Origin of the sequence: Yoonia sp. (genome assembly GCF_017854565.1) — a bacterium.
GTDB lineage: Bacteria > Pseudomonadota > Alphaproteobacteria > Rhodobacterales > Rhodobacteraceae > Yoonia.
This window is the reverse complement of record NZ_JAFMHJ010000038.1, coordinates 18,226-29,740: the sequence shown is the minus strand read 5'-3', so window position 1 is coordinate 29,740 and position 11,515 is coordinate 18,226. Positions and strand designations below refer to the sequence as shown.

Here is an 11,515-nt window from a genome sequence, read left to right as displayed (position 1 = left end):
GCTCCGGAATCAGTGGCCGGATAAAATCGGAATGGGTGGCCGGATACTTTCGGAATCACTGGCCGGATCACCCCGGAATACGCAGGATGGGCCGACCTTCAAGAAATGGGTGTTCTTCGCAGTCGAGGCCAGTGTGGGTATTCTTGCAATCCTTCACAACACAAGCGCATTGCTTACCTGAGTGCTGCCTCTAACACGCTGCTATTCGGCTGCTAGTCGTCGGCCAATGGGTTTCCCTGCCGGGCGGGCACGGCGGGGCTGGCGTAAATTTCCCCTCGATACCCGCAGTCGACCCCTTGCGGCGACCGTCCCTGTCTCCTATCTACAAGATAGTCTTTCGGGACTATGGACATAAACGCGCTCGTAATACGCGGATCGGACCCGGGGGCGGTACCCGGCGTCTCCACCAAAAACTGCTCATTTGGCAGCCATGGGGACGAAATAGGATCGACGAACGTCTAAAGGGGTTTGCTTTGTTTCGGTGAGTTACCACCGTTATCGGTACAAAAAAGCTAGTTGCAAATGACAACAAAGCACCGATGGCTCTGGCTGCGTAAGCAGTCCGAAATATCGAACACTTAAGCCCTATGGTTTTGCGACCATAGGCGGGGTTCGCAGGTACCTGGCAACAGAAACCTGCACTTTAGCCTCCCCTTATTGTGAAATTTCAGACCACCGCGCCAGCAGTGGCCCAAAAGATTTATAAGCAGCAGATAATTTACTCAGCGCCGTCAAGCAAAAGCGCCACTTGCGGCATTGGCGCTTCATCCGGTCCATACAGGAAATATTGATCGACAAGCGCGCTTGTCCGGACCTGCAATGCATCGGTCAGTCCGCGCAATTTGGTCAGTTGTTCCGGAGTGGCCGTGCCATTCGCAGCGATGACATCCAGCATTGGTTTCACGCGCTGCCAGTCATACATCGCAGCGGCAAGCATCTGACTGACCTGATAGCTATGAGGCGCGTTGATCCCGACATCTGGTTGACCATCACGCAAAGCGGTCAGTGTCACATCATAGGACGTGGTCGTCGCTGTGAAATCCCGCACAAGGCTGGCCGTCGCCGTACCGCTGCCAAGTTCGCAAGCCTGCAGCTTGATCTGTTGGACGAAAAGCGCCTGCCGCGCGGCCACATCCATTGTCAGCATATCCGACACCGTCTTGTCGTCCGACAGCGCATCAGTCTGTGCGGATTGGGACAGGAATTTCTGTATTGCAGCCTGTAGCGGCGGTAGCCCCTGCATCACGGTCGATTTGTAGGTATTTGGATGGTCCCCTACCAAAATCATGCTTGTCGCGACATCAAGTGGAGCCCAATCAACAGAAATCTGCGCAAGTGCGTGATCGCCCATCGCGTCGGAAAGCTGATCAAGCGTCGCAATAAATGCCATACGGCTTTGGCCCAACGCGATCATTTCCGCGCGGACATCAACACCGGCATTGATCATGCAAACGGACGCGGCGGCCTGCTGAACAAGGACATCAAGGTCATACCCGAGGGCCGCACGCGCGTGGTTGGTGTCGGCTATGGCGGAACTTGCCGCGCCAACGACAAGCGCGAGTGAAAGTGTGGCAGAGGTCAGAGCAGAAAGAGGTCGGTTGGGCATGGTTGGACCTTTCAGAGTTGCAGCAGGACTGGCCAGATATGTGAGTAGTGACCAGACGTGCAGGATGACGAGACGAGTCAACGACAAGTTGTCGTGCGCATACTTCTGCCGAATTGGGCTGAGAAATGGGCGAAACCTTGTCAAAAAAAAGGAATAACGCGTCAATCCATCCACTTACACGACGACCAATAAAGTCCCTTGCAATACGCCCCCGGACTTCGCACGATGATGTCATGAGTATGATGAAGCCTGCATTAATATCGCTGCTGACCATATGGCCATTCACGGCATCAGCCTGTGAGACAGCATTGATATTGACAATTGATGTATCCAACTCGATCGACGTTGCCGAATATAGGTTGCAGACCGACGGCCTTGCCGATGCATTGCGTGATCCTGAAATCATTGAGGCGCTGATCAGCGGTGAAACGGCCATTTCGGTTGTGCAGTGGTCGGGGGCAGACCGTCAGGCCGTGTCTGTGCCGTGGCGCCGGATCCGCACCGCCCTTGATGCAGAGTATCTGGCCAATCAGGCCCGTGTGATGGAACGCGCATTTGTATTATCGGACACTGCACCAGCCGAGGCGATCTATTTCTCATTGGACCTTTTTGGCGACGTATCTGACTGCAAACGCAAGGTCATTGACGTCTCGGGTGACGGCACACCCAATAGCGGCAGCGATGTGCGGCTTGCGCGCATTGCGGCAGAACGCGCGGGCGTCACCATCAACGGCATCGCAATCGAGTCCATGGGGCTGGCGATAACCGGCTTTTATAAATCCGCCTTGATTACCCGCAACGGCTTTGTGATCACGGCCCGCACACATCGTGAATATCCCGCAGCGATCCGCGCAAAAATCCTACGCGAAATCAGCAAGATAATCGGATAGCGATTGACCCTGCGCCTTAAATCTCGCAAAATGATGCCTTGGGGTCCGCGAACACCCCGTCAGACCTAGGTCCAAGCGTCGCATCCACTGACACTTTCAGAAAGGATGCACTATGGCGGCTTTTAACGAAATATCACCCAATACACTGATGCGCCTTATCGGCACGCCCGCTTGTCCGGTGCTGATTGATGTCTGCATGGATAGCGACTTTCACGACGATCCCTACCTGATCCCGACAGCGTTTCGACATCCATTCAGCGATCTTGACGGGCTGGCGGTACGGGTACAAGGTCAGGATGTCGTCGTCATTTGCCAACAGGGCAAAAGCTGTCGCATGGCGTGCGCGCGCGACTGCGGGCGCGTGGCGTGAATGCAAATGTGCTGGCTGGCGGCAATCACGGCTGGCGCGACGCGCAGCTGCCCCGCGTCCCCGCAGTCAACATTCCCGGACCGCTATGGGTGACGCGGCACCGCCCCAAGATCGACCGGATCGCTTGTCCTTGGCTCATCCGGCGGTTTGTCGATCCAAAAGCGGAGTTCATGTTTGTCCCCCCTACCGAGGTTGCAGCAGTGGCCGATAAATTCGGGGCCATTCCCTTTGACATCGGTGACACACATTGGACCCATCATGGCGACGCCTGCACATTTGACATGATGGTTGCTGAATTTGGGCTTCGCCACAGCGCATTGGACACAATGGCCACCATCATACGCGCCGCTGATACCGATCGGCATGACCTGGCGCCGCAGGCGGCCGGGCTTCTGGCACTTTCGATTGGCCTTTCGCGGATGTACAAGGACGACACCGCCCAGCTAGAGGCCGGTATCGGCCTATATGATGCGCTTTATCGGTGGGCGCGCGACGGACAGGATGAAGGCCATGGCTGGTCGGCGGGACAAGCATCATGAACCGCGAGTTGGTGCGCGTCTTTGGACGCATTGGCCTTTTGTCGTTTGGCGGTCCAGCCGCACAGATAGCACTGATGCACAAAGAGCTGGTCGAAACCCGCAACTGGCTGACCGAGGCAGAATTCCTGCGTGCTTTGTCGTTCTGCATGTTGCTGCCCGGCCCCGAGGCGATGCAGTTGGCAACCTATGCGGGTTGGAAACGGGCCGGTGTCACGGGAGGTCTGATCAGTGGTGGGCTGTTTGTGCTGCCGGGGGCCGTGGTTATCGCGGTGCTGGCGCTGTTCTATGGTGCCTACGGCGATCTGGCGGTGGTTCAGGCGCTGTTTCTGGGGGTAAAGGCAATGGTCGTGGTGATCGTTGTTGAGGCACTGATCAAAATTTCCAGACGCGCGCTTTTGCGACGGCAGCACATTGTGATCGCTGTCGGTGGCTTTGTTGCGCTGTTCTTTCTGGCCGTGCCATTCCCGTTGGTTATCGCCGGAGCGGCGGTGATCGGTGCCCTATTGCACAGGCCCGATACGGTCCCAATCGCCGCGACCAAGGTGACCCTGCGGCGCAGCATGACGATTATCGTCGTTGGCGGTATCATTTGGGCGGCCCCGGTGGTCATCGCCGCGCTGGCCGGTGACGTCTTTCTGACCGAAATCGGGGTCTTCTTTTCCAAGCTGGCCGTTGTGACATTCGGTGGGGCCTACGCGGTGCTGGCCTATATCACCCAAGAGGTGGTGATCGGATACGAATGGCTGACCACAGCGCAAATGATGGATGCTCTGGGGTTGGCAGAAACGACGCCCGGGCCGCTGATTCTGGTCACGCAATTTGTCGGCATGACCGCAGGCCTTGCCGAGGGCGGCGTCCAAAAGGCAGTGCTGTCGGGCATCATGACACTATGGGTGACGTTTGTGCCGTGTTTTATCTGGATTTTTGCTGGCGCGCCGCTGATTGACTGGCTGGATGGGCGACCGCGCTTGCGTGGCGCGCTTTCGGGGATCACCGCAGCCGTTGTCGGTGTCATCGCGAACCTGTCGCTATGGTTCGCGCTGCATGTGTTTTTCGGTGAGGTTCATCCGGTCGTGTGGGGGCCGATCCAGAGCCTTTGGCCGAATTTGGTGACGGCCCAACCCATCGCAATCGCGTTGGCTACGGTTTCTGGAGCGCTTCTGCTGTGGCGGCATTGGTCCCTGCCGCTGGTTTTAATGACTTCGGCAGCCCTTAGCCTGATAATCGCAACCGCATTTGGCGCGATCTGACATCGCCCCCTTTCATCCGGGATCGAATCCCGTATGCTTAAGGAGAGTTCATGAAAGGATAGTATGCTGTGACCCGCACCATCGACTATGGAAATCTGATGCACCGGGCCATGCGCAGCCTGATCCAACAGGTTTTGATCAGTGTCGCCAAAGATGGGCTACCCGGCGCGCATCACTTCTTTATTACGTTCGACACAATGCATCCCGACGTTGAAATCGCCGACTGGCTATCTGATCGGTACCCCGGCGAAATGACAGTGGTTATTCAACATTGGTTCGAAAATCTGGAGATCACCGATGAAGGCTTCACGATCACCCTGAACTTTGGCGACAATCCTGAAACGCTTTATATCCCTTACGATTCCATTAAGACCTTTGTGGACCCGTCCGTTGAATTTGGCCTGCGCTTTGAAACACAGGACGACGACAACGCGGCCGACGAGGCGCCGATGGATGAAATGGTCGAGCCCAATGACACAGGCAAAGGCGCTCGGAAAGACGCCGAGGTTGTCAGTCTCGACAAGTTCCGCAAGTAGCCCATCTTGCACAGCCCCCGTCACAGGCTTAAACCGCCTGTGACAGAAAATAAAAAGGGGCCGAGATATGACCGCAACGCGCACAGAAACTGACAGCTTTGGCCCACTTGAGGTTCCCGCAGACCGCTATTGGGGTGCACAGACACAACGGTCCATCCTGAACTTCCCCATCGGTTGGGAAAAACAGCCGATTGCGATTGTCCGCGCGCTAGGCGTGATCAAGCAGGCCTGTGCCATTGCCAACAAGGCGCGCGGTGAGCTTGATGCCGAAAAGGCCGATGCAATTGTTGCGGCGGCAGCCGAGGTCGTGGCGGGCAAGTTGGACGATCATTTCCCTCTTGTTGTTTGGCAAACCGGGTCTGGCACCCAATCGAACATGAACGCCAACGAGGTGATTTCGAACCGTGCGATCGAGATGCTGGGTGGCGTCATCGGGTCAAAAGACCCCGTGCATCCCAATGACCATTGCAACATGGGGCAGTCTTCAAACGATACATTTCCGACGGCCATGCATATTGCGGTGGCAACGACCGCCCGCGATGTGCTGATCCCCGGATTGGAAAAATTGCGTGCCACCTTGGCCGCCAAACAAGCCGAGTTTGACGATATCATCAAGATCGGTCGCACCCATACAATGGATGCAACGCCGCTGACCCTGGGGCAGGAATTCTCGGGGTATACCCATCAAGTCGCCATGGGATTGCGCCGGATCAATGCCGCCCTGCCCGCGATCTATGAACTTGCGCAAGGCGGTACTGCCGTCGGCACCGGCCTGAATACCCCAAAGGGTTGGGGCGAGACGGTCGCAGGCCATATGGCAGATATCACTGGCCTGCCCTTTGTCACAGCACCGAACAAGTTCGAAGCGCTGGCCGCGCATGACGCATTGGTCGAAATGTCCGGCGCATTGAAAACTGTCGCTGCAAGTCTTTACAAGATCGCCTGCGATATTCGGATGCTGGGTTCTGGCCCACGATGCGGTCTGGGCGAGTTGATCCTGCCAGAGAACGAGCCGGGATCGTCGATCATGCCGGGCAAAGTGAACCCGACGCAGGTCGAGGCGATTACACAGGTTTGCGCGCATGTGATGGGCAACGATGCCGCCGTCGGCTTTGCGGGATCACAGGGCCATTTTGAACTGAACGTGATGAAGCCAATGATGGCTTACAATGTGTTGCAGTCCATGCAGTTGCTGGGTGACTCTGCCAGTGCCTTTACCGACAATTGTGTCGTTGGCATTCGGGCAGATCGGGCGCGGATCGAAAAACTGATGCGGGAATCGCTGATGCTGGTCACGGCGTTGGCCCCCACAATTGGGTACGACAACGCCACAACCGTTGCCAAGACTGCGCACAAGAACGGCACAACCCTCAAGGACGAAGCCATCCGGCTTGGTTTCGTCGACGAAGCGACGTTCGACCAAGTGGTGCGCCCTGAAGATATGATTGGACCAAAGTGAGTCCAATCAACCTCAACCAAATACGCAAGGCCCGCGCACGTGCCGACGCAAAGGCCAAAGCAGATGCGAATGCCGTCCGCTTTGGCCGGACAAAGGCGCAGATCGTGCTCGAGGCGGCACAGGAGAAACAGGCCCAAAATCGCCTGTCACAGTCGAAGTTTGAGGATGAATAAGATCGCACACAGCCGACCTGTCAAACGGTCGCTCACGTTGCGGGGGCACCGTACCAGCGTGTCACTTGAGGATATTTTCTGGAAAGCATTCAGGGATATCGCCGATCAAGACGGAAAAACCATCAATGGGCTCGCTGCCGAAATAGACGAAGGCCGAGGTGATATCGGACTTGCCTCGGCCGTGCGTGTGTATGTGTTCGAACGTATGGTCGCGCGCAATCAGTCTTTGGAATAGAGCGCGCCGCGCAGACTAGACAGACGATCACGATCTCTTTTTTCGCTCTCGTTCAGCTTTGCCGGCTTCACGGAGTCAGACGCACCATTATGCGAAAAGCGTTTTGCAATTTCATGCGGTTTCAGCGGCAACTTGTCCGCCGACAGTTTCGATTTCCCATCGCGTCCATCACTATGTTTCCGGCTCAAAAGGCCAGCAAGGCCGAGCTTCGTAGCACCTGGTAATCCTATTGTCATGTCATCCCCCGATGAAAGCTGCATCCGATACAACAACACACTGTTACCACATGTTAGGCAAAAATAAGGCACAGCGTCTTAGTTTACGTTAGCTTGTTATGTTCATGCTTTTAGCTAAGTGTCTATGAACGCAACATTAACATCAGACTGATCGGCGTTTCTCCGCCCAGATTACGTCACGTTCAACCCGCTAAAAGTTTCATTAATGCACTAAATCTTATCATTAACGCTCGTTTATGCGCCTTATGGTCACCAATCACGATGCACGCGGTCCGAATCGCAACCAAATTCCATCCCGAGCGCGGACAGTAAGGTGAGCGACGGGTATCGGCTCCATTCCGTCAACAATCGCAAATTCGTAGTGTAGCAACAGCTGGGCCAACAGCGTCACGCCTTCGATCATCGCAAATCCCGCCCCCGTGCAGACCCGCGGACCGCTCGAAAATGGCAGATAAGCATCGCGGGCGGATTGCTTGCCATTTTCGGTCGACCAACGCCCTGGGTCAAATGCATCCGGATCGTCCCATATGCGATTGTGGCGATGCAGATGCCAAGGTGACAACACCACCTGCGCCCCGACTTTTAAAGGGCGCTCGCGGAATGTCTCGGGCTGGGTGGTTTGCCGCACCATCATAGGGACAGGGGGATAAAGGCGTAAAGCCTCGCGAAAGACATCCCGCGTGACTTTGAGGCCCGAAAGCCCGGCGAATTCAAAACTGAACTCCTGCGCCTCTGCCGCCACCTTATTTTGCCAATCTGGGTGCAGCGCAAGCAAATACAGGGCCCAAGCCAAGGCGGATGCGCTGGTTTCGTGCCCCGCCAAGAAAAATATCGCAACCTGATCCGCCATTTCAGGCAGCGTGAACACCTCGCCTGTTTCGGGGTCCGGCGTTGTCATGATCTTTGTGGCAAGATCATCCGGCGCAGTCCCAGCCGCAATCAAGGCCAACCTGTCTGTCGTCAATTGTGTGATCAAGCGGCGGATATTTCGCGCGGTCCGCCTTGTTTTGGATCGAAATAACCGGGGCATCCAAGCTGGGCCCGCAATGAACGCCGCGAGGTTCAGGATTGGTTGCGACCGTTGGTAGGCACGGAATTCATCGAACACCTTTCGGGCGGCCGCATCTTCAATCGGGATCGAAAACAGCGTGCGAAAGATGACGTCGGCGGCAAGGTGGCTGGTTATCGCTTCGATTTCCTGCGGGGCATTATCAGCGGACGGAGCGATCCGGACGACGGCCCCTGCGCCCGCCGCGACAATCGCTTGAAATGCGTCGCGCAACCGTCCGCCTTCGAACGCAGGGTCAATGATCCGGCGCTGTCGTTTCCAGACCTCACCGTTTGTCAAAAACACGCTTTCGCCCAACAGGGGGCGCAACCCCGCGCCGATCCGGTCCGACTTTGGAAAATCGTCGGGCCGATCGTTCAGCACCAGCCGGATCAGTTTTGGATCGTTAATGAGATAGCTATGGAAAAATGGCGTCCGAAACGCGGCCATCCATGCACGATAGAGCTTTGCCGGTTGGGCCGATAAAATGTCACGCCTGAACAACTGCATATAGCGCCAAAGCGATACCCTGTCAGGCCGCGCCTGCGGCTTGGGAGGTAACCTGCCTGTCATGCGTCGAACGCCGTGTATCGCGAGACGGGGACATCAATCCGTGACCTTGACGCGGCCCTGTCGCGGTAACGATCGGCCAGCAACACCGGTCCGGCGGTGATCTGAAAGTAGTCATAGTCCTTTGGCCGATCAAAGGCGCACAGGTACTGGAAATGCAGCCGGAAGAACCGCCAACGCAATTGCCGCCAACGCGCCGGGGACAAGCTTTGGGTGAAGGATGCCGACATGACCAATGGCCAGCGTTTGCCGGGCGGGGTCACGCCTGTAACGGCAACCGGATCACACAGCGCAAAACAACACCCGTCCCCAGGTGCCGATACGTCAACCCAAGTCAGCGCATCCTGTGTCGCCAGAAACGCCAGATCACCGCGCAGTCGTCCCGCTTTGGGAAGAAACGACACCATCGGCACCACCTGCCCCAAGGTCAGCAACGCCAGTCTTGGCCCCACCGCCGGCACCCGGCCTGACCGGATCAGATCCGCCAGCACTGAAATGGCCAGATGCGCGCCAGATGAATGGCCAACCACAAGCACCTCATCAACCTCATCGTTAAATGCGGCGGCGATCTGGTCGGTAAACTGTTGCAGGCGCACCTCGAGTATGGGTGGGTTTGCACCGCATTGATCGGCGGAAAATGCGTAGTCGTGCATCAAATAGTAGGCGAACAGTTTGTTGTCCCTGGCCTTGAACCAACGCAACACAACCACGACGACCACAAGCCAAAGCATATATTTGAGCAATACTGCGACACCGCCCACAGCAGCTGGGACTGAGTTTGCGCTTTGACCAATCGCCCACAGCATGCCATCGCGCGCTGTGGCCCCGATAATTGCCCCCATGATAACCGCGATGACCAGCTGCGACAGCAACATACCCACAGGATAAAGCGCGGCAATCACCGGTCCTTTGCGCATCCGCATGAGCCGCCGCAATGTCCCCGTGCGCAGATATAGCCACGCCGTTCGCAGCAGTTGCAGGTAGGTCGCGGGGATCGTTTGCGCCATGCCTCCGCGCACAATGTCGGACCAGACCAGCACATTAATACGGGTGGAAATATCATGTTGGTCAATATGTGCATCCACCGTCCAGCTGAATGTATCAGCCGCAGGCGTTGCTTTTACGACCAACTGGTAGCCGCTGATTTCGGCCTGCATGGCACCTTCGGTCCGGTAAAGCTCGCGGTAGCGGCGCGGATGGATCGGATCAAAGCCCGGGATATGAAACACCCTGCGTCGCCTGACACGCCTGCTTTGCTCGCTCATCGTTTTGACCTGTCTACGGCTACCCGCGCAACGTTAACTGATATCGGGCGGAAACATAAGACTTTAGCCAATATTTGCGAGCGCCGGAAACTGCTCAAGCAGCCAATAGCTGAATGCAGCAAACTGTCCGGTCAACATCATCAGGCCAACTGTCCATAAAAGCAGACCCGATGTCCGTTCAATCCGATCCATGTGGCGTTTCATCCAGCCCATCACGCCCTTGAGGCGCGGAAAGAATGCGGCGACCAGCAAAAATGGTATGCCCAGACCAAGTGCATAGGCGGCCAGCAGAACGGTGCCTCGCACGACATCCCCCTCTGATGCGGCAAGGCCCAGAATCGCGCCCAGAATCGGCCCAAGGCACGGGGTCCAGCCAAAGGCGAATGCCAAGCCAAGCACATAAGCGCCAAATGCAGAGCCGCCCTTATCACCTGCGTCCACCCGCATTTCGCGGTCCAGAAAGCGGATCCGAAACACCCCGACAAAATGCGCGCCAAGGATCATCACGGCAGCACCCGCAATCACGACAAACCAATCCTGAACCCGCAACAACATACGCCCCATACTGGAAAAGGCAAAGCCAAGCAGGATAAAGACGGTCGAAAGTCCAAGCACAAAGAACACGGCAGACAGGAACACTCGCCGCCGCGCCTGCGATGTTTTCTCCATTTCAGTGACAGACACACCGCCCATATAGGCCAGATAGGGCGGCACGATGGGCAGCACGCATGGGCTGAGGAATGATAAGAGCCCCGCCATCATAGCAACAACCATCGCGGGCAAAAGTGCTGCGTCAAAAATAATGCTGGTGTCGAACATGCCGGTCCCCTTTAGTAAGTACCTATGTCAGCTGACGTCGCAGGTCACGAGGGGTGATGTCACATCTTGGTGGACAAATTGAAACATCCCGCCTACCGATGGCGCATGACCTATCACGCTGATCTTGATGCAAAGGGGCTGCTGTGCCCCCTGCCCGTTCTGAAAGCCCGCAAGCGGCTTCAGGCGTTGGCGACAGGACAAGTTCTGCGGATGGTGGCGGATGATCCCGCAGCAATCATTGACGTGCCACATTTTTGCACTGAGGCTGGCCATGACCTGCTGGGTATCGAAGATAGCGGCGACGCGCAGATTTATTTGATCCGCAAAGCGTAATCAAAACATCATCGGACCGAAAAACTCCCTGATCAACGGTCCGGATGGCCAGTGGTTTGGTATCGCGCGACCTTGTGGCGGGGATCACAAACCGCGTCATGGGCGGCATATTTGCATATCGGGTGTCCAAAATGCAAGACGCTGCCCAAGGGGCAGCGTCACGTGGCTTGTTGATGGGTCCATCAG

General features: G+C 56.5%; 15 protein-coding genes and 1 other RNA gene. 11 read left to right on the top strand and 5 right to left on the bottom strand.

The genetic code is table 11. From position 1 onward, the window contains the following. Both QZ196_RS13750 and ssrA read left to right on the top strand, forming a co-directional pair. Positions 1-181 (top strand): hypothetical protein (locus QZ196_RS13750; protein WP_296427348.1); only part of this gene is annotated, 181 nt, incomplete at its 5' end. A 111-nt stretch (positions 182-292) separates the two neighbouring features. Then, positions 293-643, top strand: a transfer-messenger RNA (tmRNA) gene (ssrA, locus tag QZ196_RS13745). A gap of 75 nt (positions 644-718) precedes the next feature. Here the strand turns inward: ssrA and QZ196_RS13740 are convergent. Next, positions 719-1,606, bottom strand: coding sequence for a hypothetical protein (locus QZ196_RS13740; protein WP_296427346.1), 888 nt, complete (start codon positions 1,604-1,606; stop codon positions 719-721). 239 nt (positions 1,607-1,845) lie between these two features. On the opposite strand from QZ196_RS13740, the gene QZ196_RS13735 reads away from it, so the two are divergent. The 8 genes from QZ196_RS13735 (at position 1,846) to QZ196_RS13705 (ending at position 7,058) form a co-directional block, all read left to right on the top strand. Then, a complete protein-coding gene (locus tag QZ196_RS13735; protein ID WP_296427351.1) occupies positions 1,846-2,496 on the top strand; it encodes a DUF1194 domain-containing protein in 651 nt (216 codons plus the stop codon). Positions 2,497-2,608: 112 nt separating this feature from the next. Further along, the gene (locus tag QZ196_RS17605) at positions 2,609-2,866 is read left to right on the top strand and encodes a hypothetical protein (protein ID WP_366510977.1); all 258 of its coding nucleotides are present in this window, start codon (positions 2,609-2,611) and stop codon (positions 2,864-2,866) included. Continuing rightward, entirely contained in the window at positions 2,836-3,405 is a 570-nt protein-coding gene (locus QZ196_RS13730) for a chromate resistance protein ChrB domain-containing protein (protein WP_366510976.1), read from the top strand. Before QZ196_RS17605 ends, QZ196_RS13730 begins: the two co-directional genes overlap by 31 nt. Further along, the gene (gene chrA, locus QZ196_RS13725) at positions 3,402-4,655 is read left to right on the top strand and encodes a chromate efflux transporter (protein WP_296427343.1); all 1,254 of its coding nucleotides are present in this window, start codon (positions 3,402-3,404) and stop codon (positions 4,653-4,655) included. The genes QZ196_RS13730 and chrA overlap by 4 nt, the downstream gene beginning before the upstream one ends. A gap of 68 nt (positions 4,656-4,723) precedes the next feature. After that, positions 4,724-5,191, top strand: a complete 468-nt coding sequence (locus QZ196_RS13720; RefSeq protein WP_296427341.1) for a ClpXP protease specificity-enhancing factor SspB — start codon at positions 4,724-4,726, stop codon at positions 5,189-5,191. 67 nt (positions 5,192-5,258) lie between these two features. Then, positions 5,259-6,650 carry a class II fumarate hydratase gene (fumC, locus tag QZ196_RS13715; protein ID WP_296427340.1) on the top strand — a complete coding sequence of 464 codons (1,392 nt, stop codon included), beginning with the start codon at positions 5,259-5,261 and terminating at the stop codon, positions 6,648-6,650. After that, entirely contained in the window at positions 6,647-6,823 is a 177-nt protein-coding gene (locus QZ196_RS13710; protein ID WP_296427338.1) for a DUF4169 family protein, read from the top strand. Before fumC ends, QZ196_RS13710 begins: the two co-directional genes overlap by 4 nt. A gap of 1 nt (position 6,824) precedes the next feature. Then, entirely contained in the window at positions 6,825-7,058 is a 234-nt protein-coding gene (locus tag QZ196_RS13705) for a ribbon-helix-helix domain-containing protein (RefSeq protein WP_366510978.1), read from the top strand. Here QZ196_RS13705 and QZ196_RS13700 read toward each other — a convergent pair. From QZ196_RS13700 to QZ196_RS13685, 4 genes are all read right to left on the bottom strand, one after another. After that, on the bottom strand, positions 7,043-7,294 hold the full coding sequence (locus QZ196_RS13700; RefSeq protein WP_296427333.1) for a hypothetical protein: 252 nt from the start codon (positions 7,292-7,294) through the stop codon (positions 7,043-7,045). The two genes, QZ196_RS13705 and QZ196_RS13700, sit on opposite strands and share 16 nt — an antisense overlap. Before the next feature lie 256 nt (positions 7,295-7,550). Beyond that, entirely contained in the window at positions 7,551-8,915 is a 1,365-nt protein-coding gene (locus tag QZ196_RS13695) for a cytochrome P450 (RefSeq protein ID WP_296427329.1), read from the bottom strand. Then, positions 8,912-10,177 (bottom strand): hypothetical protein, encoded by a 1,266-nt coding sequence (locus QZ196_RS13690; protein ID WP_296427326.1) that lies wholly within the window; start codon positions 10,175-10,177, stop codon positions 8,912-8,914. Before QZ196_RS13690 ends, QZ196_RS13695 begins: the two co-directional genes overlap by 4 nt. 63 nt (positions 10,178-10,240) lie before the next feature. Continuing rightward, on the bottom strand, positions 10,241-10,996 hold the full coding sequence (locus tag QZ196_RS13685) for a cytochrome c biogenesis CcdA family protein (RefSeq protein WP_296427323.1): 756 nt from the start codon (positions 10,994-10,996) through the stop codon (positions 10,241-10,243). 105 nt (positions 10,997-11,101) lie between these two features. Between QZ196_RS13685 and QZ196_RS13680 the strand changes: the two genes are divergently transcribed. After that, positions 11,102-11,329 carry a sulfurtransferase TusA family protein gene (locus tag QZ196_RS13680; protein ID WP_296427321.1) on the top strand — a complete coding sequence of 76 codons (228 nt, stop codon included), beginning with the start codon at positions 11,102-11,104 and terminating at the stop codon, positions 11,327-11,329. Positions 11,330-11,515: the final 186 nt, after the last annotated feature.

What these genes read in the sequence shown, in the direction of transcription:
- QZ196_RS13740 (WP_296427346.1), bottom strand. Translation starts at nt 1,606, where the DNA reads ATGCCCAACCGACCTCTTTCTGCTCTGACCTCTGCCACACTTTCACTC.
- QZ196_RS13735 (WP_296427351.1), top strand. Translation starts at nt 1,846, where the DNA reads ATGATGAAGCCTGCATTAATATCGCTGCTGACCATATGGCCATTCACG.
- QZ196_RS17605 (WP_366510977.1), top strand. Translation starts at nt 2,609, where the DNA reads ATGGCGGCTTTTAACGAAATATCACCCAATACACTGATGCGCCTTATC.
- chrA (WP_296427343.1), top strand. Translation starts at nt 3,402, where the DNA reads ATGAACCGCGAGTTGGTGCGCGTCTTTGGACGCATTGGCCTTTTGTCG.
- fumC (WP_296427340.1), top strand. Translation starts at nt 5,259, where the DNA reads ATGACCGCAACGCGCACAGAAACTGACAGCTTTGGCCCACTTGAGGTT.
- QZ196_RS13700 (WP_296427333.1), bottom strand. Translation starts at nt 7,294, where the DNA reads ATGACAATAGGATTACCAGGTGCTACGAAGCTCGGCCTTGCTGGCCTT.
- QZ196_RS13695 (WP_296427329.1), bottom strand. Translation starts at nt 8,915, where the DNA reads ATGACAGGCAGGTTACCTCCCAAGCCGCAGGCGCGGCCTGACAGGGTA.
- QZ196_RS13690 (WP_296427326.1), bottom strand. Translation starts at nt 10,177, where the DNA reads ATGAGCGAGCAAAGCAGGCGTGTCAGGCGACGCAGGGTGTTTCATATC.
- QZ196_RS13685 (WP_296427323.1), bottom strand. Translation starts at nt 10,996, where the DNA reads ATGTTCGACACCAGCATTATTTTTGACGCAGCACTTTTGCCCGCGATG.
- QZ196_RS13680 (WP_296427321.1), top strand. Translation starts at nt 11,102, where the DNA reads ATGACCTATCACGCTGATCTTGATGCAAAGGGGCTGCTGTGCCCCCTG.